Raw genomic sequence first — 26,498 nt, 5'->3', positions numbered from 1 at the left:
GGTCGCCGCCGCCGTCACCGCCCGGTGGCCGGCGCACCGGCGGTACCCTGGACGGGATGGCCGAGGTCGAGACCGAGTCCGCCGGGCAGCTGGAGGCCGCCGCCGATGCGCGGCGCCGCACGGCGCGCGCGATGATCCGTCAGTGGGGCGATCCGGTCCTCACGACGACGGCCCGCGAGGTCACGGTCTTCGACGACGCCCTGCGCGACGAGCTCGACGCGATGGGACGCCTCATGCACCAGGCGCAGGGGGTCGGGCTGGCGGCCAATCAGGTCGGCACGCTGCACCGGGTGCTCGTCTACGCGGTCGACGGCGGGGAGGGTCCGGTCCGCTCGCTCGTCAACCCCGTGGTCGAGTGGCACGGCGAGGACGTCGAGGTCGGTCCCGAGGGCTGCCTCTCGCTCACGGGCGTCGACCTCGAGGTCGAGCGCTTCGTCCACCTCCGCGTGCGGGCCCAGGACGGCTACGGCGATCCGATCGTCGTCGAGGCGAGCGGGTTCGAGGCGCGCGTCATCCAGCACGAGATGGACCATCTCGACGGGGTCCTCATCCTCGATCGCGCGGCCCGCAGCCAGCGCAAGCAGGCGCTGCGCACCCTGCGCGAGCAGGCGCGCGACGCCGCATGAGCGACGTGCCCGGCGGGGACGGCCCGCGCATCGCCTACCTCGGCACGAGCTGGTTCGCCGCCGACGTCCTGCGCCGGCTCGTGGCCGGCGGCCGCGCCCCGGCGCTCGTGGTCACCCGGCCGGACCGCCCGGCCGGTCGCGGGCGCACGCTCACGCCGCCGCCCGTGGCCGAGGCCGCGCGGGAGCTCGACCTGCCCCTGCGCCAGCCCGAGCGCCTGGACGACGACGAGGTGGCCGCGATCGCCGCGGTCCGGCCCGACGCGCTCGTCGTCTGCGCGTACGGCGCGATCATCCGCGAGCCGCTGCTCTCGGCGTACCCGCTGCTGAACGTCCACCCGTCGCTGCTGCCGCGCTGGCGCGGGGCGGCACCGGTCGAGCGGGCGATCATGGCGGGCGACGACGAGACGGGCGTGTCGATCATGGAGCTCGTCGAGGAGCTCGACGCCGGACCCGTGCTGCTGCAGGAGCGCGAGCCGATCGCGCCCGACGACACCTACGGCACCCTCGCCCCGCGGCTCGTGGACCTCGGCTCCCGGATGCTGCTCGAGGCCCTGGCGGACGACCCGGCCGCGCTGCCGGCGACGCCCCAGCCGGAGGAGGGCGTGACCTACGCGGAGAAGATCGCCGCGGCGGACCGCGACCTCGAGCCGTCGGCCCCGGCGCGGGTCCAGCACGACCACGTCCGCGCGCTCAGCCCGCACATCGGGGCCCGCCTGCGGCTCGAGGACGGCACGGTGCTCGGCGTGCGGCGGACGCGGATCGCCGAGGACGGATCGCTCGAGCTGCTCGAGGTCCAGCCGCCCGGCGGTCGCCCGATGTCCTACGCCGACTACCTGCGGGGGCGCAGCCGATGAGCGCCGACCGCCGGCCCGGCGGCCCGCCGACGGGCGGTGGCCGACCACGCCCCGGCGGCGGACGCCCCGGTGGCCCCCGCGGCGATCGTCCCGCAGGCCCGCGGGGGCAGCGCTCCGGAGGCCCGCGCGGCGACCGGCCGGCGGGACCCCGCGGCGACCGACCGCCCGGCCCGCGGCGGCCGTCGGCGGTCGACGATCGCGCCGGGGTCGCGCGACGCGCCGCGCACCAGGTGGTGCTGCGCGTCCTGCGCGACGGGGCGTTCGCCGACCGGGCGCTCCACGGCGCCGCCGAGGGCCTGCCGCCGCGGGAGCGGGCCCAGGCCAAGCGCCTCGCGTTCGGGGCGATCCAGCGCCGGCTGACCCTCGACCACGTGCTCGGTCGCCACGTCGACCGGCAGCTCGACCTCGAGGTGCGCGCCGCGCTGCACATCGGCCTCTACGAGCTGCTCTTCAGCGACGGGACGCCCTCGCGCGCCGCGGTGGCCGCGGCGGTCGAGCTCGCGAAGCCGAACCAGGGCTTCCGGCTCGTCAACGCGGTCCTGCGGCGGGTGATCGACGAGGACGCCACGACCGAGGGGCGGCCGCGCCTGCCCGCCGACGACACGCCCGAGGGCGCCGCGATCCGGCACAGCCACCCGCTGTGGCTCGTGCGCCGCTGGTGGGAGTGGCTCGGGCCCAACCAGACGCGGGCGCTGCTGGCCGCGGGCAACCGCCCGGTCGAGCTCGTCCTGCGGGTGAACGCGCTGAAGGCGCCGCTCGACGATCCCGAGATCCCCGGCGAGCCGTTCGACGACGAGCTCCCCGAGGCGCGCCGGATCACCGGCGGCCTCGACGTGCTCGGGCACCCGGGCTGGCGCGCGGGCCGGTTCGTGGCGATGTCGCGCGGCTCGATGCACGCCTCCCGGGCCGTCGACCCGCAGCCGGGCGAGCGGGTGCTGGACCTCTGCGCCGCGCCCGGCGGCAAGACGACCCACCTCGCGGCGCTCATGGGTGGCGAGGGCTCGATCCTCGCGCTCGAGCGGCACCGCGGGCGCGCGCGGGCGCTGGCCCGGACCTGCGAGCGGGTCGGCGCGACGAACGTGGAGGTCCGCGGAGAGGACGCGCTGGAGGCGCAGCTCGACGCCGGGAGCTTCGACCGGGTCCTGCTCGACGCCCCCTGCTCGGGGCTCGGGACGCTCGCGTCGCACCCGGACCTGCGCTGGCGGATCAAGGAGCCGGACCTCGCGGAGGTCGCCCGCCTGCAGGCGCGGCTGCTGGAGGTCGCCCGCCGGGCCGTCCGCCCCGGCGGGCGGATCGTCTACAGCGTCTGCACGCTGAACCCCGGCGAGGAGCGGCTCGGGACCGCCGACGGCGCCACGATCCGCCGCCTCTGGCCCCACAAGGACCGCACCGAGGGCTTCTACGTGGCGACCCTCGACCTGCCCTGAGGACGCGCGCCCGGCCGGGGGCGCGAGGCCGCGAGTCGCGCGGCCCGGGGCGTCGGAGGGGGCGCCGCGGGGGTCGGCCGCCGCGGTCTATATGGTCCCCCGCATGGAGGTGGACCTCGGCCTCGCCTGCCCCGGATGTCACGAGCCGTGGCTGCGCCCGACGAACCTCCCGGGCCGCTACCGCTGCGTGAACTGCCTGCAGCGCTACGAGCTGCGCTCGGTCTGCCCGAACTGCGGCGAGCACTCGACGATCGTGCGGATGTCGAAGACCGCCACGCTGGCCTGCAACCACTGCGGGTCGTCGATGCTCGTCCAGGTCTAGCCCCCGTCGCGCGGCGCCCGGCGGGCGCCGAGCGGACCGGGTCGATCATCTACGCTGGGGGCGTGAGCGACCCGCGCCTGGCCCGCCTGAAGGGCATCGCCCCGTCGATCCTCGCCAGCGACTTCGGCCGCCTGCGCAGCCAGGTCGAGGAGGTCGTGGCGGCAGGCGTCACGACGATCCACATCGACGTCATGGACGGGCACTTCGTCCCGCCGATCACGATGGGCCCGATCGTCGTCGACGCGCTGCGCGGCGTCGACGCCGTCCTGGACGTGCACCTCATGATCGAGCGCCCGGAGCGGCAGCTCGCGGACTTCGCGAGGGCCGGTGCGGACGTCCTGACCGTCCATGCCGAGGCCACCCCGCAGCTGCACTACGCGCTCGGGCAGGCGCGCGAGCTCGGCGCGCTCGCCGGGCTCGCCCTCTGCCCGGGGACGGGCACCGCGTCGCTCGAGGAGACGACCGACCTCGTCGACCTCGCGCTCTGCATGTCGGTGAACCCCGGCTGGGGCGGCCAGCGGTTCATCCCGACCTCGACGGCGAAGATCGCGCGGATGGCCGCGATCGCCCGTCCCGGCGCCGCGGTCCAGGTCGACGGCGGCGTCGACCGCACGACGATCGCCGACTGCGTGCGCGCCGGCGCCACGAGCCTCGTGGCCGGCTCGGCGGTCTTCGGCCAGCCGGACCCGGGCGACGCGGTCCAGGAGCTCGCGCGGCTGGCCGCAGCCGCCACCGGCACCGCCGTCTGACCGGCCGCCGGCGGGGGAGGAGGAGGGCGGGCGGATCCGCCCGCCGGCCCCTGGGGGATGACCCCGGTCGGTCCCCGAATCGCCCCGATCGGCCGGTTCCGACGGGCGCCGCTGTGCTTGGATCGCGGCGTGTCCCCGATCGTTCGCGCCTCCGGCCTCCGCAAGACCTACGGCAGCGGGGAGACCGCCGTCACCGCCCTGCGCGACGTCGACGTCGCCTTCGACGCCGGGCAGCTGACGGCGATCATGGGGCCCTCGGGCTCCGGGAAGTCGACGCTCATGCACTGCATCGCCGGTCTCGACCGGGCGGACGGCGGCAGCGTCGTCGTCGACGGGGTCGAGCTCGGCTCGCTCGACGACCGGCGCCTGACGGAGCTGCGGCGCGACCGGATCGGGTTCGTCTTCCAGGCGTTCAACCTGCTCCCGGTCCTCACGGCGGAGGAGAACATCGTCCTGCCGATGACGATCGCCGGTCGCCGGCCCGACGCGGAGTGGCTCGAGCAGCTCGTCGCCACCGTCGGGCTCACGGACCGCCGCCACCACCGGCCGAGCGAGCTGTCCGGCGGGCAGCAGCAGCGCGTGGCCGTCGCGCGGGCCCTGGCGAGCCGGCCGGCGGTCGTCTTCGCCGACGAGCCGACCGGCAACCTCGACTCACGCTCCTCGGAGGAGGTCCTGCGCCTCCTGCGCCGCGCCGTCGACGAGTTCGACCAGACCGTCGTGATGGTCACCCACGACGCCCACGCCGCGTCGATCGCCGACCGGCTGCTCGTCCTGCAGGACGGCCGGATCGTGCACGACGGACCGGCCGGGACCTCCGAGGACGTCCACGCGCGGCTGCAGGCCGCCACCGACCAGGTCGGCTGATGCGCGCGCTGCTCCTGCGCTCGCTGCGCCTGCGGATCGGGCGGACCCTCCGCACCTCGATGGCGGTGGTGATCGGCGTCGCCCTCATCGCCGGCACGCTGATCTTCACCGACACGATCAACCGGACCTTCGACGCGATCGGCGACGCGAGCTACCGCGGCGTCGCGGTCGCCGTCACCCCGAAGGTCCCGCCGGGCACGCCCGACGCCCAGGGACCGGACGACGAGCGGACGCTTCCGCGGGACCTCGTGCGCGAGGTCGCCGGCGCCGACCACGTCCGCGCCGCACGCGGCCAGGTGCAGGGCACGGCGCTCGTCTTCGAGCGCGACGGCCGGACGCGGATCGGCGGTCAGGGGCCACCGGCGCTGCTGTTCTCGGCGATGCCGAAGGGGTTCGGCGAGACGAGCTACCCGCAGGGCCGCGCGCCCCGGGCTGCGGACGAGGTCGCGTTCGACGCCGCGACCGCCGAGAAGGCCGACGCGAAGGTCGGCGACCGCGTCTGGATCCAGGGGGAGGGGCCGCGCCGGCGGATGCGGCTCGTCGGCATCCTCCAGCTCGGCGACGGCAACGCGTCCTTCGGCGGCGCGACGGTGACGGTCACGACCGAGGAGACGGCCGCGGAGCTGGCCGGCCGGAACGCGAGCGCGTACTACTCCGAGATCCTCGCGCTCGGCGACGAGGGGGTCTCGGACGACGCGGTGGCGCGCAGCGTGCGCGAGGCGGTCGGGTCCGACGTGACGGTCCGGACCGGCTCGGCGCAGGGCGACCGCCAGGCGCAGGACATCAAGGACGCCATCTCGTTCCTGCCGACGATCCTCCTCGTCTTCGCCGGCATCGCGACCTTCGTCGGCTCGTTCCTCATCTTCAACACGTTCTCGATCACGATGGCCCAGCGCCAGCGCGAGTTCGCGCTGCTGCGGGCGCTCGGCGCCGACCGGCGACAGGTCCGGAGGATGGTGCTGGGGGAGGCGATCGCGGTCGGCATCCTCGGGTCCGTGCTCGGCCTGCTGGGCGGGTTCCTCGTCGCGCCCGCGCTGCGGGCGCTCGTGGAGAGCGTCGGCGCCGACATGCCGTCGACGGCCACCGTGCTCGCCGGGCGCACGGTCCTCGTCGCCTTCGTCGTCGGCGTGGTCGTGACGCTGCTGGCGTCCTGGGCACCCGCGCGCCGGGCGACGCGCGTCGCGCCGGTCGAGGCGCTGCGCGAGGCCGCGGCGCCGCCCGCCCGCGGTGCGGTGCGCCGCGGGCCGGTGCTCCTCGCGGCGCTGCTGGCGATCGTCGGGACGAGCGGGGTGCTGGCGGCGGTCGTCGCGGACGCCAGCACCGCGGTGGCGGGCATCGGCGCCGGGCTGCTCGTCCTCGGGGCGATCCTCGGCACGCCGGCGCTCGTCGGGCCGCTCGCGGGGGTCCTGGCGCGCCCGCTGCGCTCGGCGTTCGGGCTGCCCGGGCGGCTGGCCGGCGACAACGCCGCCCGCCAGCCGGGCCGCACCGCGGTGACCGCCGGCGCGCTCATGATCGGCCTGGCGCTCGTCGTCTTCGCCACCGTCTTCGCCGCCGGCCTGAAGGAGACGCTGCGCGGCGACCTCGAGCAGGTCGTCCGATCGCCGGTCGTCGTGCAGGAGGCCGACGGCAGCTTCGACGGGCTCCCGCGATCGATCGTCGGCGCGATCCGCGACGTCCCGGGCGTCCGGGCGGCGGGCGCGGCGACGTTCGGCGCCGTCGGCACCCACGGGCGCACCGTCCCGATCACCGCGATCGACGCGGCGGCCCTCGACCGCGGTCTCGCGCGGCTCGAGCGGACCGACGGCGGTCGCGGCGCGGGGGACCCCGGCGACGGCCGCGCGTACCTCACGGACGGAACCGCGGACGACATCGGCCTGGCCGCGGGCGACGCGACCCGCGTCACCGGGACGAACGGCGAGCAGCGGACGCTGCGGATCGTCGGCGTCGTGGAGGAGACGGCCGCGGCCGTCTCCGGCATCGTCGTGAACGAGCGCACCGCTGCCGAGCTCGGCGCCCGGAACCCGTTCTTCGTGCTCGTCGACGGCGACGCGGCGGCGGTGGCCCGTGCGATCGCCCGCGACTACCCGTCGACGGAGACGCTCACGCGCAGCGCGTGGATCGACGACCAGGTCGGCCAGGTGAACCAGATCCTCGGCCTCGTGTACGCGCTGCTGGCGCTGTCGATCGTCGTGGCGCTGCTCGGGATCGTGAACACCCTGAACCTCTCCATCCAGGAGCGCGTCCGCGAGCTCGGGCTCCTGCGCGCGGTCGGCGCCACGCGACGACAGGTCCGGCGGATGATCGTGCTCGAGGCGCTCATCACCGCGCTCCTCGGGGCGGCGCTGGGCTCGGTGCTGGGCTTCGCGCTGGCGGCGGCGGTCGGCACGACGCTCGACGGGTTCGCCGTCTCCGTGCCGATCGGGCAGGTCGTCGGCCTGCTCCTGCTGGCGGCGGTGCTCGGCGTCCTGGCCGCGGTGCGCCCGGCGCGCCGGGCGTCGCGGGTCGACGTGCTCGAGGCGATCGCCGACGCCTAGGTGGCGCCGGCGATCCGTCGGCCGTCCGCGGCGGGGACCGCGGTGCCACGGCGTCCGAGGGCCGGTCCGGCGGCTCGGATCCGCGCCGGCGACCGCCCGGTCGCGGGCGGGGTCCGGCCGCGGACCCGGGCCGCCGCGCGCCCCGTCCTACCGGGCGGGCAGCTGCTGGACCGACCACCGGTTGCCGTCGGGATCGGCGAAGAACACGAACCGCCCCCACGGCTGGTCGTCGATCGGGGAGACGTCGACGCCCCGCTCGGTGAGCTCGCGGTGCGCCTGCTCGATGTCGGCGACCACGAGCTGGACGCCGGTCACCGACCCCGGCGCCGCGTCGGTCACGCCGTCGCCGATCGCGATCGAGCATCCCGAGCCGGGCGGGGTCAGCTGGACGAAGCGCAGCCCTTCGTGCACGCGGTGGTCGTGGTCGACCACGAAGCCGACCTGGTCGGCGTAGAAGGCCTTCGCGCGGTCCACGTCGGTGACGGGGACGACGACGAGCTCGAGCTTCCAGTCCATGGGGTGCTCCTGAGGGGTTCGGGGAGGGGCACCGCCAATCTAGGCGTCATTCCGGCCACATCCTGACCGGAAGGAGCGGCCGCGCGTGGCGGCGCGCGCGGGGACGGACCGCGCGACGCGAACCCGCTCGCGATCAGGCGGGCGTGGCGCCGGCGTCGGCCGGCCGCCGGTAGATCCCCGAGAGGAGCACCGCGAGCAGCAGCGCCGAGACCGCGTAGCCGACCTCGGCGCAGAGCAGCGCGTCGTCGATCGGAGCCACGAGCATCCACGCGACGAGGAACGCCCCGGACGCCATCCAGCAGCTCGCGGCCGCCCAGGCATGGCCGCGAGCCAGCGCCGCCTGGTTCAGGGTGCCGGCGACGAGGTGCGCGCCCATGCCCGCGGCCACGATCGCCAGGCCCCCGACCGGGGGCTCCTGGCCGTCGAAGAGCAGCGGCATGACGAATCCGCCGAGCAGCAGCAGGCCGACGGCGACGAGCGCGGCGAACGCGACGATCAGGCCGACCGCCTTGCGCATGACCTGCGCGATCTCCTGCGGCGAGCCGGTCGCCACGAGGCCCGCGAAGTGCGGCAGGAGCGTCGTCTGGACGGCCTGAAAGAGCTGCAGCGGCGCGCGGGTGACGAGCAGCGCCGAGAAGATGACCCCCGCCGCGAGCGCGTCGTCGGTCAGCAGCACGCCGGCGTTCACCACCGTCTGCTCGCCGAGCTGGATCAGCGCGACGGCGACCGCGAACGAGCCGCCGGCGCGCAGGCCGCCGCTCGAGGCGCCGGGCGGTGCCGCCGCCGACGCGGGCGCGGCGGCCATCGACCGGGTCGCCGCCCGGATCGCCCACGGGACGACGAGCAGCGACGCCAGCGGCGCGGCGAGGATGCCGCACGCGACGGCCACCTGGCCGGTCGTGATCCCGACGAGCGCCGCGCTCGGGAAGAGGATCCGGGCGACCGACTCGAAGAGCACGAGGCCGCCGTAGAGGGCGAACCACTCGTGGCCGGCCACGAAGCCGCGGGCGAAGTAGCTCGCCGCGTAGGCGAGGCCGGCCCCGACGAGCAGGTAGAAGAGGCTGTCGCTGCCGATCTGGTCCTCGAGGGGGCCCTTCGCCGCGAACGCCGCCACGACGAGCAGCGCGGCGAAGCCGGCCTGGATGAGCAGCGGCTCGCGGAGCGGGGGATGCGCCTCGCCGCGGGCACGGGCCACGGCGATCGTGCGCGACAGGAGCTGCTCCACCGGCCGGTAGAACACGCACATCGCGGTGAAGAGGATCGCCCACATCCGGGAGATCTCGCCGTACTGCTCGCGCCCCGCCTCGCTGTCGCCGAGCGCGTGCGAGGCGATCGAGAAGAAGAGGAACGTCAGCAGGCCGGTCGACGCGATCCCGAGCGTCAGCAGGCGCGCGCCCCCGCGGCGCGCCGACGGGGCCGCCGCCGCGGCGTCGGCGGCGAGCTCCTCGTCGAGGACGACGTCGTCGAGCGCACCGGCCGGATCCGCGTTGGGATCGGCCGGGAGCGCGCCCGGCTGGTGCCGCTCAGTCACCGACGCGGACGAGCAGCTGCGTCCACGGGAACGGCTTGCGGACCTCGACGACCTCGCCGTGCTGGGAGAGGAGCCGCTTGAACGACGCCGTCGACCAGTGGTTCAGGTGGCCGGGGGTGTTGCCCCAGTCCTTGATGTAGGCGCCGCGCGCCATGTTCACCGCGCGCCAGATCGGCTCGCGCGGGACGGACACGAGCAGCCAGCGCTTCGCGACGCGAGCCATCTCGGCGACGGTGTGCTCCGGGTCCGGGACGTGCTCCAGGACCTCGATGGCGGTGGCGACGTCGAACTCGTCGTCGGCGAAGGGCAGGTTCTCGGCGCGGAGGATCCGGTACTCGAGGTTCGGCGCCTGGCGCTGCGCCCACCCCGCCTGGATCGACTCCTCCTCGAGATCGATCCCGACGACGCGCTTGTCGGAGAGCTTCGTGGCCCACTCGTGCACGAGGACGCCCTCGCCGCAGCCGACGTCGAGGAGGCTCTCCGGGGACGCCCGGGCGAAGAGCTGCTCGAGGTTCGTCTCGAAGCCCGCCATGAGCTTCTTCACGACGGGGTTCGTCGAGCCGTACTTGTCGTACGTGTTGCCCGTGACGATGCCGTCGTCGCTGGTGGTGACCGGCGCTCCGCCGGTGCCGCGCTTCGTGTCCGGGGTGCTCACGGTCGGATCGCCTCGTGCTCGTCGGTGGTCTGGGCGGCGGGCGCGGAGTGCGCGCCGGTGGTCGGCTCCTGGCCGGTCGGGTGCGCCCCGGGCTCGTAGTGGCTCGGCGGGATGCCGAGGTGCAGCTCGATCCGTCGCACGCGCTCGAAGACGCGCTGCGTGAGGATCCGCTGGCCGTGCAGCAGGTCGCCGATGACCGCCAGCGCGGCGACCATCACGGCGGCGGTGAAGAGCACGCCGCCGAAGATCAGCGACTGGACGTGGCCGGCGCCCTCGCCCTGGACCCACGACACGAAGAAGCGCAGCCACGGGATGCACGCCAGCGCGAAGAGGATCACCGCGAGGGTGAAGAACACCCGCATCGGCTCGTACTGCGAGTAGATGCGGAAGATCGAGACGGTGTTGCGCCGGACGTAGGCCCACATCGACGGGAAGAGCCGCGACTCGCGGAGCTTCTCGTTCGTGTCGACCGGGACGTGCTTCGTCGCGACGAGGAGCTTGCCGGCCTGGATCAGCGACTCGAGCGTGTAGGTGAACCGCGAGACGACCGCGAGCTGGATCGCGGCCTCGCGGTTGTAGGCCCGGAAGCCCGACGTCGCGTCGGCGATCTCCGTCTCCGACGCGCGGCGCACGACGGCCGAGCCGAGCTTCTGCAGCCGGATCTTCAGCGGCGAGAAGTGCTCGATCTTCTCGACCTGGCGGTCGCCGACGACCATGTCGGCCTCGCCGTCGATGATCGGCTTCACGAGGGCCGGCACGTAGGAGGCGTCGTACTGGTTGTCGGCGTCGGTGTTGACGATGACGTCGGCGCCGAGCTTCAGGCACGCGTCGAGCCCGGCCTGGAAGCCGGCCGCCAGGCCCTTGTTGTTCGTGAGCTTGACGATGTGGTCGACGCCGTTGGCGCGGGCCACCTCGACGGTCCGGTCGACCGAGCCGTCGTCGATCACCAGCCACTCGACCTCGTCGAAGCCCGGGACCTCCCGCGGCAGGTCGGCGAGGGTCAACGGGAGGGTCTCCTCCTCGTTGAAACAGGGGATCTGGATGATCAGCTTCATGTGCTCGGGCGAGGTCGGCGGCGCGTGGCGGAGGGCGCCCGGAGGGCGCGACGGTCCCGGTCCGACACCCGCGCGCACGGGGCTGCGTCGGCTCCTCGCGGCGCCGGAGCCCGGGCCGCGAACAGCGCGAGTATTCCAGAGCCCACGGCGCGAAGGCGCGTCGCGCGGCTCGGTACGGCACCATGCAGGCCTTGCCCGGACCCGACGACACGCGGCCCGCCGAGGCCGCCGGCCGCGCGCGGGCGGCCCGGATCGTGCCGATCGCGGCCTTCCTGCTCCTCTGCGCCGGGCTGCTGACGCTCTTCCTCGCGTACCCGACGTACCCGAACTACGACTCGGTGTACGGCCTGCTGTGGGCCCGGGAGCTGTGGGAGGGCCACAAGCCGGTCTTCGACGCCTTCCGGGCCCCGACCCAGCACCCGGCGACGATCGCGTTCGGGATGCTCCTGGAGCCGCTCGGGCGCGACGCCGATCGGGTGATGCTCTTCTGCTCGCTCGTCTCGGTCGCGGTCCTCGCGGCCGGCATGTACGAGCTGGGACGGGCGGCGTTCAACCGCTGGGTCGGCCTGGTCGCCGGCGCGCTGCTCGTCGTCAACTGGGACTTCCTCATGCTGGCGATCCGGGGCTACCTGGACGTCACGTACATGGCGCTCGTGGTCTGGGCCGCGGTGCTCGAGGCCCGCCGCCCGCGGCGCGGCGTCCCGGTGCTCGTCCTGCTGGCGCTCGCCGGCCTGCTGCGCCCGGAGGCGTGGGTGCTCTGCGGCCTCTACGGCCTGTGGATGGCCCTCGGCACGGGGCTGCCGTGGCGCGGGGGCCTGCGGGCGCTCGTGCCCGCGGCGCTGCGGCGGGTGCTCACCCGCCGAGGCATCGCGTGGCTCGTGGCCGGCGTCTTCCCGGCCGTCGTCTGGATGGTCACCGACTACGTCGTCACGGGCGACCCGCTGTTCTCGCAGACGCACACCTCCGGTCTGGCGGAGGAGCTCGGACGCACCCGCGGGCCGCTCGAGATGCCGTTCGCGACGATCGCGTTCCTCAAGTCGCTGGACGGGCTGCCGCTCTTCGTCGCCGGCCTCGTGGGCCTCGTGGCCGCCGCCGTCATCGTGCCGACGCGGATCGTCCTGCCGGTGGTCCTGCTCGCCGCCGGCGTGGTGACGTTCCTGGCGATCGGCGTCGGCGGCTTCTCCGTCATCGACCGGTACCTCCTCGTGCCCGCGGTGCTGCTGCTGATCTTCGCGGCCTTCGTGCTCGTCGGGTGGACGCTGCTGCCCGACGGCGGCTTGCGGACGTGGTGGTCGCGCGCCGCGATCCTCGCCGCCGTCGGCGTCGTCGTCGTCGGCATCTCCCGCGTCGATCCGGGGGTCATCGACGACGACCTGACCTTCCGCGGCGACGCGCGGCAGGACCTCGTGCGCGTGCTGGACGCGCCGCAGGTGCGTCGCGCCCTGCGCTGCGGTCCGCTCTGGACGCCGAACCACAAGCTCGTGCCGGACTCGCGCTGGATCCTCGACGCGCCGGCCGAGAAGGTCCTGCCGCGGTCGCTGCTGGCGTCGCTCTCGGCCGACGGCTCCGGCGCGGATCCGAGCCCCGACCGCGCCGCCGCGCGGCGCTGGGTGCCCGACGCCGCGGAGGGCGGCGTCCCCCGGCGCGGCGTGCTGATCGTCCCGACGTCCCGCCAGGCGCTGGTGCGGCAGGCGGTCGTCGAGGAGCTCATCGACGACCCGTTCGACGCCGTCCCGCTGCCGGGGTTCCGGCGGATCGCCACCAGCACCCACTACAGCGTCTACGCTCGCTGCTGATCGTGGCCGGTCCCGCGCCAAGACCCGTCGGAGCGACGATCCGGGACCGGCTCCGGGGGCCCCGCCGTCCACGCATGCCCGAGGGCGTCGAGAAGGACGACGCCTGGGGCGGGCGGCTGCCCGGATCGGTGCGCTTGCGCTGGGGATCGGCGGTCGCCGCGCTCGTCGTCGGCGGGCTCCTGCTGCGGCTGTGGGGGATCGGCAACGGCCTGCCGTGGGCCTACAACGCCGATGAGAACGGGCACTTCCTGCCCCAGGCCGTCGGGATGTTCCGCGGCGACCTGAACCCCCACTACTTCGTCAACCCGCCCGGGTTCACGTACGCCACCCATCTGCTGCTGTGGCTGCGCTTCGGCGGCGCGGACGGGGTCTGGGGCGCGTTCGCCGACGATCCGGGCACGGTCTTCGTCGTGGGACGGGTCGCGTCGGCGCTGCTCGGCGTGAGCGCGGTCTGGCTCATCTACCTCGCGGGCACGCGCCTGCTGGACCGCCGCACGGGCCTGCTCGCCGCGTCGATCCTCGCGGTCGCCTTCATGCCGGTCTACTACGGCCACGTCGCGGTGAACGACGCGCCGACGCTCGCGCCGGTCGCGCTCGGGCTCTGGGCGACCGCCGGCGTGCTGCGGCTCGGCCGGGACCGGGACTACCTCATCGCCGGGCTCGCGGTGGGCCTCGCCGCGGCGACGAAGTACACCGGCGGCATCGTCCTCGTCCCGCTGCTCGCCGCGGCGATGGTGCAGGCGGCGCAGCCCGGTGGCCTGCTGCTCGCCGCGCGCGGGATGCTGCTGGCGCTGCTGACGTTCGCGATCGGCTTCGTCGCGGCGAACCCGTACGCGCTCCTGGACTTCGACGACTTCTGGTTCGGGATCGCGCACCAGTCGTCGGCCGCGGGGGAGGGGACGACCGACAAGCTCGGGATGACCCACGGGAACGGCCTGACGTTCTACCTCTGGACGCTCACCTGGGGGTTCGGGCTGATCCCGCTGATCGCCGCCCTGGCGTCGGTCTTCCCGCTCTGGCGCGACGACCGGCGGGTGCTGCTCGTCCTCGCGCCGGCGCCGCTGCTCTTCCTGCTCTTCATGAGCGCGCAGGGGCGGTTCTTCGCCCGCTGGATGCTGCCGGTGTACCCGATGCTCGCCCTGCTGGCCGGCTACGCGGCGGCGACCGCGGTCGAGTGGGTCAGCCGGCACCGGCCGACGTGGCGGCACGTCGCGCTCGTGGTCGCGGGGATCGCGCTCTGCGGGCAGGGGCTCGTCGCGGCGATGCACCTCGGGGCGGTGCTCTCGCGGGAGGACACGCGCAACGAGACGCGCGACTGGATGGTCGCGAACATCCCGGCCGGCGAGAAGATCGTCCTGGAGCCGGTCGTTCCGACGGAGTGGCTCTCCGACCCGGGACGGCCCGGGACGGCGACGAACGGGCAGCGGTGGGAGCGCTTCAGCTTCAGCCGCAGCAAGTACGACTTCTCCGGGCGTCTGGCGGCGCCGCCGGGGCAGCCGGTCTACCTCGAGAACTACGTCCGCTCGCTCTACCCGGCGCTCATCGACGAGTACGAGCGCAGGGGCTTCTGCTGGGTCATCACCGGCTCGACGCAGCGCGGCCGGGCCGAGGTCCAGCCGGAGAAGGTCCCGCGGGCCATCAGCTACTACCGGGCGCTCGAGCGCCGGGCGTCGAAGGTCTTCGAGGTCAGCCCCTACCGCGAGGGCGCGACCCCGCCCGACTTCGACTTCGACTGGTCGTTCGACTACTACCCCCGGGAGTACGAGCGGCCCGGCGCGACGATGATCGTCTACCGCCTGCGCGGCGGGCGCTGCGCGACGGGCTGACCCGGTCGTGCGCCGGGCACGGGGCCGAGCCGGTGGCTCCCTATGCTTGGCGTCCCGATGGCGATCGATGCGCGCGACGAGGCCCTGCTGGGCCGGGCGGTGGAGCTGGCCGAGCGCGGACGCCGGCGCGTGAGCCCCAACCCGCTCGTGGGCGCCGTCGTGGCGCGCGGGGACCGGACCCTCGGCGAGGGCTGGCACGCCGCCTACGGCGAGGCGCACGCCGAGGTCGCCGCGATCCGCGCCGCCGCCGGCGAGGCGCTCGAGGGCAGCACGATCTACGTCTCGCTGGAGCCCTGCTGCCACACCGGGCGCACCCCGCCGTGCACCGACGCGATCCTCGCCGCCGGCATCGGCCGCGTCGTGGTGGCCAGCGACGACCCGTCGACGAAGGCCGCGGGCCGCGGCCTCGGGATCCTGCGCGACGAGGGCGTCGCCGTCGACGTCGCGGTGCCGACGTCGGACGTCGCGGTCGGCGCGCGCCTGCAGAACCAGCCGTTCCGCAAGCACGCGAAGACCGGCCTGCCGTGGGTGATGCTGAAGACGGCCACGAGCCTCGACGGCCGGCTGGCGACGCAGGCCGGCGACTCGCGCTGGATCAGCTCGGGCCCGTCGCGCGACCTCGCGCACCGCTGGCGCACGGAGGTCGACGCGGTGGTCGTCGGCATCGGCACCGCCCTGGCGGACGATCCGCAGCTCACCGCGCGCGTGGCCGACGCGGTCCGCCAGCCGCGACGCGTCGTGTTCGACTCCGAGGCACGCCTGCCGCTGGACGGCAAGCTCGTGGCCTCGGCGGCGGAGGTGCCGGTGACGGTCATCGCCACGCGGGCCGCGAGCCGCTCGGCGACCGACGCCCTGCGCGCGTCCGGCGTCGAGGTCGTGATCGTCTCCGGCCAGAACGAGCACGACCGCGTCCGGGCGGGCCTCGCCGAGCTCGGCCAGCGCGGCGTCACGTCGCTCATGCTCGAGGGCGGGGCGCACCTGGCCGGCGCGTTCTTCGACGCGGGGGAGATCGACGAGCTGCGGATGTTCGTCGCCCCGCTGCTGCTCGGCGGCCGCAGCGCGCCGCCGATGCTCGGCGGCGAGGGCGTCGAGCGGATCGCCGACGCCCGGCGCCCGCTCGAGGTGACCCGCGAGCCGGTCGGCGACGACCTGCTGACCATCGCGCGACTGAAGGAGTGGTAGCCGTGTTCACCGGGATCGTCCAGGACCTCGGCACCGTCGCCGACGTGGAGTCCACCGAGGACGGCGTCCGCCTGCGCGTGCGCACGCCGCTGGCGGCCGACCTGCGTCCGGGAGACTCGATCGCCGTCAACGGCTGCTGCCTGACCGCCGTGGGGGAGACGGAGCGCGGCGCCGACGGCCCGACGTTCCTCGCGGACGTCATGCACGAGTCGCTCCGGCGCACGAGCCTCCAGGCCGCCGCGGCGTCCGGGGCGCGCGTGAACCTCGAGCTCGCGATGGCCGCCGGCGACCGCTTCGGGGGCCACATCGTGCAGGGGCACGTCGACGGCACCGGCCGGGTGGTCGAGACCCGCGAGGACGGCTTCAGCCGCGTCGTCCGGATCGCGCCCGAGGACCCGGCGCTCCTGCGCTACGTCGTCGAGAAGGGCTCGATCACCGTCGACGGCGTCTCGCTCACGGTGTCCGACCTGGCGGACGCGTGGCTCGAGGTCTCCCTCATCCCGGAGACGCTCGAGCGCACGACGCTCGGCCGGGCGAGCGCCGGCACCCCCGTGAACCTCGAAGTGGACGTGCTGGCCAAGCACGTCGAGAAGCTCCTCGGAAAGGACCGCCCGTGAGCGACGAGACCGCCACCCGCACGCTGGAGCGCCCGTTCGACCGCGTCGAGGACGCGATCGAGGACATCCGCGCCGGCAAGATGGTTATCGTCTGCGACGACGAGGACCGCGAGAACGAGGGCGACCTCGTCGTCGCGGCCGAGTTCGCCGACGCCGCCGCCGTGAACTTCATGGCGAAGGAGGGGCGCGGGCTCATCTGCCTGACGCTCACGCCGGAGCGCTGCGACGAGCTCGGACTCGACCTCATGGCGGCGAAGAACGAGTCGCCGTTCGAGACCGCCTTCACCGTCTCGATCGAGGCCCGCGAGGGCGTCACGACCGGGATCTCGGCCGCCGACCGCGCCCAGACGATCAAGGTCGCGATCGACCCGACGTCCGGTCCGCGCGACGTCGTCGTGCCCGGCCACGTCTTCCCGCTGAAGGCGAAGCCCGGCGGCGTGCTGGAGCGCACCGGCCAGACCGAGGCGTCGGTCGACCTCGCGCGTCTCGCCGGGCTGAACCCCTCCGGCGTGATCTGCGAGATCATGAACGAGGACGGCACGATGGCCCGGGTCCCGGACCTCGTCCCCTACGCCGAGAAGCACGGCCTGCGGATGATCACCGTGGCCGACCTCATCGCCTACCGGCGCAAGCACGACCGGCTCGTCGAGCGCGTCGTCGGGATCCAGCTGCCGACGGCCTTCGGCGACTTCACCGCCGTCGGCTACCGCTCGCTCGTGGACGGCAAGCACCACGTCGCGCTCGTGAAGGGCGACGTCTCCGGTGCCGAGGACGTGCTCGTGCGCGTGCACTCCGAGTGCCTGACCGGCGACGTCTTCCACTCCCTGCGCTGCGACTGCGGCGAGCAGCTCGAGTCCGCGCTGGCGATGATCGAGCGGGAGGGCCAGGGCGTCCTGCTCTACCTGTCGCAGGAGGGCCGCGGGATCGGCCTCCTGAACAAGCTCCGCGCCTACAAGCTGCAGGAGGAGGGCTACGACACCGTCGACGCCAACCTGAAGCTCGGGCTGCCGGCCGACCTGCGCGACTACGGGATCGGGGCGCAGATCCTCGTCGACCTCGGCCTCGGATCGATCCGGATCCTCACGAACAACCCGAAGAAGATCCGCGGGCTGGAGGGCTACGGGCTCTCGGTCACCGAGCAGGTGCCGATCGAGCACGCCCCGAACCCGCACAACGAGCAGTACATGCGCACGAAGCGGACGCGCATGGGCCACCTGCTGCACCACCAGGGCGTCGACGTCGACGCCGAGATGCTGCAGGAGGAGCAGGAGCGCGACGCCGCCGCGGCCAGCGACCCGCTCCAGGTCACCCCGCCGAACACCCCGCCCCGCCCGACCGGCCAGGAGCCCGCATGAGCCAGCGCTACGCGATCGTCGCCGCGACGTTCTACCGCGACCTCGCCGACCGGCTGATCGCCGGCGCGCAGGCGTCGTTCGCCGAGGCGACGGGCCCGGAGGCCGCCGACGGGCCGGCCGACGTCTACGAGGTCCCCGGCGCGTTCGAGCTGCCGCTCGCGGCGAAGATGGCCGCCGAGTCCGGGCGCTACGCCGGCGTGGCCTGCGTCGGCGCCGTGATCCGCGGCGAGACCGACCACTACGACTGGGTCTGCGGCGAGGCCGCCCGCGGCATCCAGCAGGTCCAGCTCGACACCGGCGTGCCCACGTCGTTCGGCGTGCTGACCGTCGACTCGATGGACCAGGCGCTGGCGCGCTCCGGGGGCGACAAGCGCGACTCCGGCCGCCACGCCGCCGACGCGGTGATCGCGCTGCTCGCCGTCCGTCGCGGCCTCGCCGGCTGAGCCGCGAGCCGCCGACCGCGCCGGGCGGCCGGTGGTGGGACCGGACCGCCCTCGCTAGCATCGACGGGGTGGATGGCGAGACCATCGGACTGCTGGCGATCTTCGTCCCGCACGCGGTGGGCGGGGTGGTCCTCGGCTGGCGCCTCCTGCCGAAGGGCGCCCGCGACGAGCTCGCCAGCTGGTGGCGGGACGCCGACGACGGCGACGGCGGACTGCGCCGGCCACGCCCGTCCGCCCCGCGCGGCGGCGACGACGGCGCGCCGCTGCCCGACCCGATCCCCCTGCCCGACGCCGCGCCCGCCGGGGTGCGCCTGCGCGAGCCCGGCCGCCTGGCCGATCGCCGTCCGGCCCCGGAGCGCCGGCCGCACCACGAGCCGCTGCCGGTGCCCGAGCGCCGGCCGGTCCAGCGCTGAGCGCGGATCCAGTCCGAGGCCGGGGTCGTGCGTCCCGGGCGGACGACGCGCCGGCGAGCGGTCGGGCGGCCGCGCGTCGGCGCGGGCGAGGACGCGTCGCCGGGCGCCGATCGGTACCCTGCTTCCTCCTATGGCCAAGGTCTGCATCTCCTGCAACAAGGGTCCGGCCTTCGGCCAGAGCCGGAGCCACTCGATGCGAGCCACGAAGCGCCGCTTCGATCCGAACCTCCAGAAGGTCCGCCTGCTCATCAACGGCTCGCCGCAGCGCCAGTACGTCTGCACGCGCTGCCTCAAGGCCGGCAAGGTCCAGAAGGCCGTCTGAGCCCTCCGCCGCGGCCTCGCCGCGGCGTCCTGGGTCCGATCCCTCGGCGTGCCCGTCGCCGACCCCAGCATCGTGCGCTTCCGCCACGTCGTGGCGGGCGCCCTGGCGCACGTCGACGCGCGCCGTCAGGAGATCAACGACCTGAACGTCTTCCCGGTCGCCGACGGCGACACGGGGGACAACATGGCGCTGACGCTCCGGTCGGTGATCGACGAGCTCGACGCGATCCTCGCGGAGGGCGCGACGCTCGACGCCATCGGCCGCGAGGAGCTCGTGCGCCGGCTCGCGCGCGCGGCGCTGCTCGGCGCCCGGGGCAACAGCGGCGTCATCCTCTCCCAGCTCATCCGCGGCGCGGCGGAGGAGCTCGTCGCGCGCCCGGGCGAGCTCATCCGTCCCCCGCTGATCGCGGCGGCGCTCGCCGGTGCCGCCCGGCGCGGCTACGACTCCGTCCGTCAGCCGGTCGAGGGCACGATCCTCACCGTCGTGCGCGAGATGGCCGGCGCGGCCTCGCACGCCGTCGCGGTGATGGACCCGGCCGACCTCGGGCCGCTCGCCGGCGAGTCCGAGCAGGCCGCGGCGCTGGCGACGGTCATCGCCGCCGCCGTGGGCGCCGGCCAGGTCGCCCTGGACGAGGGCCCGGAGCTCCTGCCGCCGCTGAAGGAGGCCGGCGTCGTGGACGCCGGCGGCTTCGGCCTGCTGCTGCTCTTCGCGGGCGTCATCCGCACGCTCCGCGGCGACGCGCCCGGCGAGGGCTTCGACATCCGGCACTACGAGGCGGCGCAGCTGTCCGACGAGGCGGCGCACGCGTCGGAGACGTACCGCTTCTGCACGAACTTCGCGATCACCGGGACCGACCTCGACGCCCGTCGCGCTCGCCGCGACCTCGCCGAGATCGGGGACTCGATCATCGTCGTCGTCGGCGACGAGCGGACGCTGAAGGTCCACGTCCACACCGACGACCCCGACGCGGCGATGGCGCTCTTCGACGGGGAGATCTCCTCGGTCGACGTCGCCGACATGAGCGAGCAGGTCGCCGCCCGGCTCGAGCGCGGCCATCTCGCCGAGCGCGAGGCGGCGCTCGTGGAGGGCACGACCGCGGCCCCGGTCGCGTCCGCCGACGCGCCGTCGACCCCCGGCGGGGGCCTGCGGGGCACCGCCACCGGGCCGACCGCGCTGCTGGCCGTCGCGCACGGCGAGGGGATCGTCGACGCGCTCACGTCGCTCGGCGCCGTCGTGCTCGACGGCGGCCCGACGATGAACCCGGCGACGGCCGAGCTCGTCGACGCGATCGCGGCCTGCGGGACCGACGAGGTCGTCCTGCTGACGAACAACCCGAACGTCCGGATGGCCGCCGAGCGGGCGGCCGAGCTCGCCGAGGCGACGGTCGTCGTCGTGCCCACGCGCACGCAGCAGGCGGGCCTCGCGATCGCCGTCGGCCACGACCCGGCGCGCCCGGCGGCCGACGCGGCCGCCGCGTTGGCCGAGCTCCTGGAGGACCTCGGCACCGGCGGCGTCGCCCCGGCGGCCCGCGAGGACCCGCAGGGCCGGTTCGCCGTCGGCGACGCCCTCGGCTACGTCGAGGAGGAGCTCGTCGCCTGGGGCGACCCGGCCCCGACGCTGCGCACCGTCCTCGAGCGCCTCGCGGAGGACCGCGAGCTCGTCACGGTCCTCCGCGGCCGCGACGCCCCGCTCCCCGACGACGTCCTCGAGGGCCTCGCGCCGGAGGACGTCGAGCTCGAGCTCCGCGACGGCGGCCAGCCGGCGTGGTGGTGGCTCGTGGCCGCCGAGTAGCGAGCGACCGCGTCGGCTCGCGACGGGACGCCCGGCCCGTGCCTCGCGGGCCGACGCCTGGGCTTCGTCCGTTCCGACCCGCGGCCAGGGATCGATGCCCGAGACCGCTGAACGGGGCGCGGTGCACACGCCGCCGCTCCGGTCGTCGCCGTGACCGTTGGCACCCATGGAGCGGGGCCCGATGCCCGCGGCACCGTCTCGGGTCGACCCGTGGCCGTCCGACCCCGATCCACGAGCCTCGGTGCGACCGGCGGCGCTCCGGCGCTGACCTCGTTCGAGCGGGGCTCGATGCACGCGGCGGACCTCCGGGTGGTCGCCATGGCCGCGTGCCCCTGTTGATCGGGGCTCGAAGCACGCCGCACCGCATCGCGCGGCGCTGTGATCGTTCAGCCCCGCGTCGCGAACGGGGAACGCCAGCACCGCACCGGTGCGCCTGGGCTCGGCGAACGCGGGTCAGGACGACCGGCCGGGGCGGGCGCGAGCGCTCGTCATCTGCGGCCCCGCGCTGCCCCGAGGGCCAACGCGATCTCGGCGACGACCCGCGGCAGCTGGTCGGCGATCTCGTCGTCGCTGAACCGCAGCACCTCGAACCCCCGTCGTCGGAGGGCCCGGTGCTTGCGCTCGTCGCGGCGGCGATCGTCGCGGGTCCGGTGGTAGCGGAAGCCGTCGGCCTCGACCACGAGCCGCGCGGAGGGCCAGGCCACGTCCACCTCCCACTCGTCGATCCGGAAGTTGCACCGCGCGCCCTCGGCGAGCCCGGCGCGCAGCAGCGCCTCCCACAACGCGTCTTCCAGCCCCGACCGTCGAGGTCCCGAAGCGCCGTCGACGATCCGGGCGATGCGGCTCGTGGCGCGGCCGGGGGCGCGCTCGATCGCCCGGGTCAGGGCCTCCGGAGTCATTCCGGTCCGGATCTGTGCCTCGTTGACGAGACGACGGAGGGCACGGTCGTCGAGCGACGGGGCGAGGTCGATGATGGTCCGGGGGACCGCGCTCACGGGAAGGCCTCCGGCGCTGCGGCGGTCGCCCGGTGCGAGCCGCAAGCGATGTACGACGCTCCCCGGCGCGGACCGTGGGTGCCCGGTTCGCGGGGCGACGTGGATCGGCGCGCCGAAAGGCTCCTCGAGAAGCCGGTGCGCGTGGGCCGCGCTGCGACAGACGAGGACCGCGCCCGGTCCGGCGTGCAGGAGGGCGGCTCGGGCACGCGCGTGCCAGCCGCGAGGCGGGACGCCGACGGCGTACACCGACGGGAAGAGCCGGTGCAGGGTCCCGTTGGCCAGGCGACGGTCGATCGCGCTGCTGCTGACGCCGATGGCGAGGAGCTGCTCGCGCGTCACGATGCCGTCCTGGCCCGCGGCGAGGGCGACGATCGCGCGGTTGCGCTCGGCGGGGGACGCACGGATGCGGGTGGCGCCGTCGGCCTCGTGACGGCGCGCTGGGGGCGACGCGACGTGCGGCGCGGGGACAGGCGCACGCCCCGCGACGGCCGCTGGACGCCGGGCGCGCGCACCCCCGGAACCCGGGGCGTGACGCGCACGGCGCGCCTCCGGCTGGTCCTCGCGTGCGGACACGCCCGCTCGCGATGGGACGGAGGCCGGACGGCGCCTCACGGGATCCGTCGCCGTTCCATCCGCGAGAGCGTCGTCGAGCTCCGCCCGGGGTCGGCCCCGCGCCGGCGGGCGCCCCGCCGGGCGGGCCGTCGCGCCGCGTGCGGGAGCACGGTCGGCGTCCGCCGGCGGTCGGTCCGCGCTCGAACGGGGACGCGTTGCCCGCGCCGCCGCTCCACGCGCAGGCTCGTTGGTCGGTGCCATCGGCCGAGCATCGTGGTCGCGCTGCGGTGACGGTGCGACGTCCGGCGACGATGTCGCGCCCGGGCCGGGTCGACATCGCGCGGTGCCCGGTCCCGCCACCGATCCTCGGCTCCGTGCGGTGGCTCCGGTGAGCGTCCGTCGCGTCCGTCACGATGGCCTCCGGTGCCCGTGTCCGGCTCGACGACGTCCGACCCGCCGGTGGAGGCGACGCTGCCGCCGTTCGCCGGCGACCCCGAGCTGCCGGCGGGGCGGGAGGCGCTGCGCGCCGCCCCGCTGCGGTGGCCGCGGCCCGCGGCGCTCGGGGCCGACAGCGGGTTCACCGGGAAGAAGGCGACGAAGGCCGCGGCGGCGCTCGGGATCGACTCGATCGGCGGGCTCCTGCACCACCTGCCGGTCGAGGGCGGCGAGGTCGCGACGATCGACCGGCTGCGTCCGGACGAGCGGCTCACGATCGTCGTCGAGGTCCGCCGGATCCAGAGCCGCCCGGTCCGGCGCCGCGGGATGCGGCCGCTCGTGACCGCCTGGGTCAGCGACCACACCGGGCAGCTCGAGGCGGCGTTCTTCAACCAGCCGTGGCTCGTCGAGCGATACCCGCCGGGCACGCGCCTCATCCTCAGCGGGACGCTCAAGGGCCCGGGCCGGTTCTCCGTCGCCCAGCACGCCCCGACCACCGACGAGGCGACCCCACGCGCCGCGCCGCCCGGCCGGCCGGCTGCGTCGGCCCCGTTGGCGGACGCCATGGCCGACGCCGGCGCGGACCTGCACGGTCGCGGCGACGGAGACGGCGGGGCGGCCGCGGCGCCCGTCCAGCACGCGTCGGACGCGGTCCACCCGCCGGTCGAGGACCTGGCGGGGGAGGAGACGCGCCTCGACGGCCCGGCCGCGCCGACGATCGCGCGCTACCCCACGACGGAGGGCCTCACGTCGATCGAGATCCTCGCGCGCGTGCGCGAGCTGCAGGACCACCTGCGGGACGTCGTGGAGCCGCTGCCCGGCCGGCTGCGGGTCCGGTACGACCTGCCCGACCGCGTCGACGCGCTGCACGCCGGGCACCTCGGCGACCACGAGGCCGGCCGTCGCCGACTGGCCTTCGACGAGCTGCTCCTCACGCAGCTGGAGTACCTGCGGCGTCGCCGCCGTCAGGGCGTCGACCGGCGTGCTCCCGCGCTCGACGGGCCGACCGACCTCAGCGACCGCTGGCTCGCCTCGCTCCCCTTCCCGCCGACCGGCGACCAGGCGAAGGCGATCGCCGCGAACACCGAGGCGCTCGCCCAGCCGCACCCGTTGCAGCGGCTGCTCATGGGCGAGGTCGGGTCGGGCAAGACGGTCGTGGCGCTGCACGCGATGGTCCGCGCGGTGGAGTGCGGTCACCAGGCGGCGCTCATGGCACCGACCGAGACGCTCGCCGAGCAGCACTTCCGCACCGTTCAGGCGCTGCTCGGGGACCTGCAGGTCGTCATCCCCGTCGCCCTGCTGACGGGCTCCACGCCCCAGGCGCAGCGCCGCGAGCTCCTCGCTCGGCTGGCGAGCGGCGAGCTGCCGCTGATCGTCGGCACGCACGCGCTGCTGGAGGATCCGGTCGTCTTCCGCTCGCTCGCGCTCGCCGTCGTCGACGAGCAGCACCGGTTCGGCGTCCGGCAGCGACGCGCGCTCGACGCGAAGGCGAGCGGCGTCGGCGCGGGGACGGGCGCCTCGGCCGCGGCGTGGGCGCCGCACGTGCTGCACATGACCGCGACGCCGATCCCGCGCACGATGGCGCTGCTGCACTACGGCGACCTCGACGTCGTGACCCTGCGCGAGCTGCCGAAGGGCCGCTCGCCGATCGCCACCCACGTCTGCGCGAGCGATCGCGAGCGCGCCCGCGCGTACGCCCGCATCCGCGAGGAGGTCGCCGCGGGCCGCCAGGCGTTCGTCGTCTGCCCGCTCGTGGCCGACAGCGAGAGCCTCGACGCGCGCTCGGCGGTGGCCGAGCACGAGCGCCTGCAGGCCGGGGAGCTCAAGGACCTGCGGCTGGCGCTGCTCCACGGCCAGATGAAGCCGGCGGAGAAGCAGGCCGCGATGGCGTCGTTCGCGGCCGGGGACGCCGACGTGCTCGTGGCGACGACCGTCATCGAGGTCGGCATCGACGTCCCGAACGCCACGGTGATGCTGATCGAGAACGCCGAGCGGTTCGGGATCAGCCAGCTGCACCAGCTCCGGGGACGCGTCGGGCGCGGGGAGCACCCCGCGATCTGCCTGCTCTTCGGTCCCAAGGGCGCGGCGCGACTGCGGGCGCTCGCCGCCCACGGCGACGGGTTCGCGCTCTCCGAGGTCGACCTCGAGCTGCGCGGCGAGGGCGAGGTCCTCGGCACGCGGCAGTCGGGGCTGGCGCGGTTCCGCACCGCGCGGCTCCCGGACGACGCCGATCTGCTCCAGCGCGCCCGGACGCTCGCCGAGGAGCTCGAGGCCAAGGACCCCGAGCTGCAGGATCCGCGCCACGCGCTGCTCGCCGCGGAGCTCGACCGCGTGCGTCGCGCGATGGTCGCCGAGGGCGACGACGAGTCGATCGCCGCCTGAGCCGCGATCCGCGAACGGCGTCCTGGTCGCTAGCCTGCCGCGGCGATGCGGGTGATCGCGGGACGGTTCGGGGGGCGGCGGCTCGTCGCGCCCGCCGGGGACCGTACCCGGCCGACGGCCGACCGGGTCCGCGAGTCGCTGTTCTCGATCCTCGGCGACCTCGACGGCGCCCGCGTGCTGGACCTCTTCGCCGGCACCGGCGCGCTGGGCATCGAGGCGCTGTCCCGCGGCGCGGCCCACGTGACCTTCGTCGAGCGCGATCGCGCCGCCCTCGCGGCGCTGCGGCGCAACCTCGACGCGGTCGGTCCCGATGCGGACGCCGTCCGCGTCGTGACGGGCGACGCGCTGCGCCACCTGCAGGACGCAGCGGCGCGCGACGAGGCATACGATCTCGTCCTGCTGGATCCGCCGTACCGCGACGCCGACCGGCTCGGTCCGCTGCTCGATCAGCGACTGGCGCCCGTCCTGGCGCCGGGCGCGGCGGTCGTCAGCGAGTCCGACCGCCGGCATCCGCTCACCCTCGTGCTGCCCCTCACCGACGAGCGTCGCTACGGCGACACGACCATCCGCATCCACACGCCATGAGCTCGACGAACCCACGGATCGCCGTCGTCCCCGGGAGCTACGACCCGGTCACCCTCGGCCACCTGGACATCATCAAGCGCGCCGCCGGCCTCTTCGACGAGGTCGTCGTCGCCGTCGTGAACCAGTCGGTGCGCAAGAGCAAGGCGATGTTCACCATCGACGAGCGGATCGGGTTCATCCACGACGCGCTCGCCGCCGAGGGCATCGAGAACGTCCGCGCCGAGCCGTTCTACGAGCTCGTCGTCTCCTACGCCCGCCGGATCGGCGCCACGGCGATCGTCAAGGGCCTGCGCCAGGCGTCGGACTTCGAGTACGAGATGCAGATGGGCCACCTGAACCGCCAGCAGGCAGCGGAGATCGAGTCGATCTTCGTCATGGCGAGCCCGAAGTACGCGTTCCTCTCCTCGAGCTGGGTGAAGGAGCTCGCGCGCTTCGACGGCAAGATCGACGGCCTCGTGCCGCCGCCGGTGGCCGAGGCGCTGCGCGAGCGCTCCGCCGCCCTCCGCGAGGCCTGAGGCACCCTCCGGGCCGCGCGCCGGGAGGTCGCACGGCGATCCTCGGGAGCGGAGTGGTCTTCGTGGGACGGCCGTGCCGGGGCGCCGGCCGGGCGGGTGGTCGGGACGTCGCACGGCCTGGGGCCCGCGATCCCCTCCCGTGCAAGAACGCGCCCG

Annotated in this window: 24 protein-coding genes and 1 pseudogene; 19 read left to right on the top strand and 6 right to left on the bottom strand. The window is 75.2% G+C overall.

Annotation, left to right across the window (positions count from 1 at the left end; genetic code table 11):
- The first annotated feature begins 56 nt into the window (after window positions 1-56).
- From def to SK069_RS02645, 7 genes are all read left to right on the top strand, one after another.
- Complete coding sequence (def, locus tag SK069_RS02675; protein ID WP_319952633.1) at window positions 57-626, top strand: peptide deformylase; 570 nt, start codon at window positions 57-59, stop codon at window positions 624-626.
- On the top strand, window positions 623-1,480 hold the full coding sequence (locus SK069_RS02670; protein WP_319952632.1) for a methionyl-tRNA formyltransferase: 858 nt from the start codon (window positions 623-625) through the stop codon (window positions 1,478-1,480). The genes def and SK069_RS02670 overlap by 4 nt, the downstream gene beginning before the upstream one ends.
- Window positions 1,477-2,907: an RsmB/NOP family class I SAM-dependent RNA methyltransferase gene (locus tag SK069_RS02665; protein WP_319952631.1), complete on the top strand. Its 1,431-nt coding sequence runs from the start codon at window positions 1,477-1,479 to the stop codon at window positions 2,905-2,907. The genes SK069_RS02670 and SK069_RS02665 overlap by 4 nt, the downstream gene beginning before the upstream one ends.
- A 103-nt stretch (window positions 2,908-3,010) precedes the next feature.
- Window positions 3,011-3,229 carry a YfgJ family double zinc ribbon protein gene (locus SK069_RS02660; protein ID WP_319952630.1) on the top strand — a complete coding sequence of 73 codons (219 nt, stop codon included), beginning with the start codon at window positions 3,011-3,013 and terminating at the stop codon, window positions 3,227-3,229.
- A 62-nt stretch (window positions 3,230-3,291) separates the two neighbouring features.
- Window positions 3,292-3,978: a ribulose-phosphate 3-epimerase gene (gene rpe / locus SK069_RS02655; protein WP_319952629.1), complete on the top strand. Its 687-nt coding sequence runs from the start codon at window positions 3,292-3,294 to the stop codon at window positions 3,976-3,978.
- A gap of 57 nt (window positions 3,979-4,035) precedes the next feature.
- Window positions 4,036-4,842 (top strand): ABC transporter ATP-binding protein, encoded by an 807-nt coding sequence (locus SK069_RS02650; protein ID WP_406628223.1) that lies wholly within the window; start codon window positions 4,036-4,038, stop codon window positions 4,840-4,842.
- Window positions 4,842-7,376, top strand: a complete 2,535-nt coding sequence (locus SK069_RS02645; protein ID WP_319952627.1) for an ABC transporter permease — start codon at window positions 4,842-4,844, stop codon at window positions 7,374-7,376. Before SK069_RS02650 ends, SK069_RS02645 begins: the two co-directional genes overlap by 1 nt.
- A gap of 147 nt (window positions 7,377-7,523) precedes the next feature.
- Here the strand turns inward: SK069_RS02645 and SK069_RS02640 are convergent, their stop codons facing one another.
- The 4 genes from SK069_RS02640 to SK069_RS02625 form a co-directional block, all read right to left on the bottom strand.
- On the bottom strand, window positions 7,524-7,892 hold the full coding sequence (locus tag SK069_RS02640) for a glyoxalase superfamily protein (protein ID WP_319952626.1): 369 nt from the start codon (window positions 7,890-7,892) through the stop codon (window positions 7,524-7,526).
- Between the two features lie 133 nt (window positions 7,893-8,025).
- On the bottom strand, window positions 8,026-9,423 hold the full coding sequence (locus SK069_RS02635) for a hypothetical protein (protein ID WP_319952625.1): 1,398 nt from the start codon (window positions 9,421-9,423) through the stop codon (window positions 8,026-8,028).
- A complete protein-coding gene (locus SK069_RS02630; RefSeq protein WP_319952624.1) occupies window positions 9,416-10,078 on the bottom strand; it encodes a class I SAM-dependent methyltransferase in 663 nt (220 codons plus the stop codon). The genes SK069_RS02635 and SK069_RS02630 overlap by 8 nt, the downstream gene beginning before the upstream one ends.
- On the bottom strand, window positions 10,075-11,133 hold the full coding sequence (locus tag SK069_RS02625) for a glycosyltransferase family 2 protein (protein ID WP_319952623.1): 1,059 nt from the start codon (window positions 11,131-11,133) through the stop codon (window positions 10,075-10,077). The genes SK069_RS02630 and SK069_RS02625 overlap by 4 nt, the downstream gene beginning before the upstream one ends.
- Before the next feature lie 191 nt (window positions 11,134-11,324).
- Between SK069_RS02625 and SK069_RS02620 the strand changes: the two genes are divergently transcribed.
- From SK069_RS02620 to SK069_RS02580, 9 genes are all read left to right on the top strand, one after another.
- Window positions 11,325-12,929: a hypothetical protein gene (locus tag SK069_RS02620; RefSeq protein ID WP_319952622.1), complete on the top strand. Its 1,605-nt coding sequence runs from the start codon at window positions 11,325-11,327 to the stop codon at window positions 12,927-12,929.
- 74 nt (window positions 12,930-13,003) lie between these two features.
- Window positions 13,004-14,755, top strand: coding sequence for an ArnT family glycosyltransferase (locus tag SK069_RS02615; RefSeq protein WP_319952621.1), 1,752 nt, complete (start codon window positions 13,004-13,006; stop codon window positions 14,753-14,755).
- A gap of 57 nt (window positions 14,756-14,812) precedes the next feature.
- Window positions 14,813-15,937, top strand: coding sequence for a bifunctional diaminohydroxyphosphoribosylaminopyrimidine deaminase/5-amino-6-(5-phosphoribosylamino)uracil reductase RibD (gene ribD / locus SK069_RS02610; protein WP_319952620.1), 1,125 nt, complete (start codon window positions 14,813-14,815; stop codon window positions 15,935-15,937).
- 2 nt (window positions 15,938-15,939) lie between these two features.
- Window positions 15,940-16,554 carry a riboflavin synthase gene (locus SK069_RS02605; RefSeq protein WP_319952619.1) on the top strand — a complete coding sequence of 205 codons (615 nt, stop codon included), beginning with the start codon at window positions 15,940-15,942 and terminating at the stop codon, window positions 16,552-16,554.
- 23 nt (window positions 16,555-16,577) lie between these two features.
- Window positions 16,578-17,909: a bifunctional 3,4-dihydroxy-2-butanone-4-phosphate synthase/GTP cyclohydrolase II gene (locus SK069_RS02600; RefSeq protein ID WP_406628243.1), complete on the top strand. Its 1,332-nt coding sequence runs from the start codon at window positions 16,578-16,580 to the stop codon at window positions 17,907-17,909.
- Complete coding sequence (ribH, locus tag SK069_RS02595; RefSeq protein ID WP_319952617.1) at window positions 17,906-18,352, top strand: 6,7-dimethyl-8-ribityllumazine synthase; 447 nt, start codon at window positions 17,906-17,908, stop codon at window positions 18,350-18,352. The genes SK069_RS02600 and ribH overlap by 4 nt, the downstream gene beginning before the upstream one ends.
- Window positions 18,353-18,420: 68 nt before the next feature.
- Window positions 18,421-18,765: a hypothetical protein gene (locus tag SK069_RS02590; protein WP_319952616.1), complete on the top strand. Its 345-nt coding sequence runs from the start codon at window positions 18,421-18,423 to the stop codon at window positions 18,763-18,765.
- Window positions 18,766-18,895: 130 nt separating this feature from the next.
- Complete coding sequence (gene rpmB / locus SK069_RS02585; protein ID WP_319952615.1) at window positions 18,896-19,087, top strand: 50S ribosomal protein L28; 192 nt, start codon at window positions 18,896-18,898, stop codon at window positions 19,085-19,087.
- 48 nt (window positions 19,088-19,135) lie between these two features.
- Window positions 19,136-20,878 (top strand): DAK2 domain-containing protein, encoded by a 1,743-nt coding sequence (locus SK069_RS02580; protein ID WP_319952614.1) that lies wholly within the window; start codon window positions 19,136-19,138, stop codon window positions 20,876-20,878.
- 488 nt (window positions 20,879-21,366) lie between these two features.
- Here SK069_RS02580 and SK069_RS02575 read toward each other — a convergent pair whose 3' ends face one another.
- On the bottom strand, window positions 21,367-21,873 hold the full coding sequence (locus tag SK069_RS02575; protein ID WP_319952613.1) for a DUF559 domain-containing protein: 507 nt from the start codon (window positions 21,871-21,873) through the stop codon (window positions 21,367-21,369).
- 246 nt (window positions 21,874-22,119) lie between these two features.
- Window positions 22,120-22,686, bottom strand: a pseudogene (locus SK069_RS20210) (type IV toxin-antitoxin system AbiEi family antitoxin domain-containing protein); the annotation flags it as partial.
- A gap of 162 nt (window positions 22,687-22,848) precedes the next feature.
- On the opposite strand from SK069_RS20210, the gene SK069_RS02570 reads away from it, so the two are divergent.
- Genes SK069_RS02570 through coaD form a run of 3 tightly spaced genes read left to right on the top strand, consistent with a single transcriptional unit; the run spans window position 22,849 to window position 26,342 of the window.
- Complete coding sequence (locus SK069_RS02570) at window positions 22,849-25,242, top strand: ATP-dependent DNA helicase RecG (RefSeq protein ID WP_319952612.1); 2,394 nt, start codon at window positions 22,849-22,851, stop codon at window positions 25,240-25,242.
- 45 nt (window positions 25,243-25,287) lie between these two features.
- The gene (rsmD, locus tag SK069_RS02565; RefSeq protein WP_319952611.1) at window positions 25,288-25,827 is read left to right on the top strand and encodes a 16S rRNA (guanine(966)-N(2))-methyltransferase RsmD; all 540 of its coding nucleotides are present in this window, start codon (window positions 25,288-25,290) and stop codon (window positions 25,825-25,827) included.
- Complete coding sequence (gene coaD, locus SK069_RS02560; protein ID WP_319952610.1) at window positions 25,824-26,342, top strand: pantetheine-phosphate adenylyltransferase; 519 nt, start codon at window positions 25,824-25,826, stop codon at window positions 26,340-26,342. Before rsmD ends, coaD begins: the two co-directional genes overlap by 4 nt.
- Window positions 26,343-26,498 lie beyond the last annotated feature (156 nt).

It is taken from the genome of Patulibacter brassicae, assembly GCF_033949425.1.
GTDB lineage: Bacteria > Actinomycetota > Thermoleophilia > Solirubrobacterales > Solirubrobacteraceae > Patulibacter > Patulibacter brassicae.
This window is presented reverse-complemented; position numbering and strand designations above follow the sequence as displayed.

Excerpts from the sequence above, each read along its gene's own strand:
- def (WP_319952633.1), top strand. The coding sequence starts at position 57 with ATGGCCGAGGTCGAGACCGAGTCCGCCGGGCAGCTGGAGGCCGCCGCC.
- SK069_RS02670 (WP_319952632.1), top strand. The coding sequence starts at position 623 with ATGAGCGACGTGCCCGGCGGGGACGGCCCGCGCATCGCCTACCTCGGC.
- SK069_RS02665 (WP_319952631.1), top strand. The coding sequence starts at position 1,477 with ATGAGCGCCGACCGCCGGCCCGGCGGCCCGCCGACGGGCGGTGGCCGA.
- SK069_RS02660 (WP_319952630.1), top strand. The coding sequence starts at position 3,011 with ATGGAGGTGGACCTCGGCCTCGCCTGCCCCGGATGTCACGAGCCGTGG.
- SK069_RS02650 (WP_406628223.1), top strand. The coding sequence starts at position 4,036 with ATGACCCCGGTCGGTCCCCGAATCGCCCCGATCGGCCGGTTCCGACGG.
- SK069_RS02645 (WP_319952627.1), top strand. The coding sequence starts at position 4,842 with ATGCGCGCGCTGCTCCTGCGCTCGCTGCGCCTGCGGATCGGGCGGACC.
- SK069_RS02640 (WP_319952626.1), bottom strand. The coding sequence starts at position 7,892 with ATGGACTGGAAGCTCGAGCTCGTCGTCGTCCCCGTCACCGACGTGGAC.
- SK069_RS02625 (WP_319952623.1), bottom strand. The coding sequence starts at position 11,133 with ATGAAGCTGATCATCCAGATCCCCTGTTTCAACGAGGAGGAGACCCTC.
- SK069_RS02615 (WP_319952621.1), top strand. The coding sequence starts at position 13,004 with ATGCCCGAGGGCGTCGAGAAGGACGACGCCTGGGGCGGGCGGCTGCCC.
- ribD (WP_319952620.1), top strand. The coding sequence starts at position 14,813 with ATGGCGATCGATGCGCGCGACGAGGCCCTGCTGGGCCGGGCGGTGGAG.
- ribH (WP_319952617.1), top strand. The coding sequence starts at position 17,906 with ATGAGCCAGCGCTACGCGATCGTCGCCGCGACGTTCTACCGCGACCTC.
- rpmB (WP_319952615.1), top strand. The coding sequence starts at position 18,896 with ATGGCCAAGGTCTGCATCTCCTGCAACAAGGGTCCGGCCTTCGGCCAG.
- rsmD (WP_319952611.1), top strand. The coding sequence starts at position 25,288 with ATGCGGGTGATCGCGGGACGGTTCGGGGGGCGGCGGCTCGTCGCGCCC.
- coaD (WP_319952610.1), top strand. The coding sequence starts at position 25,824 with ATGAGCTCGACGAACCCACGGATCGCCGTCGTCCCCGGGAGCTACGAC.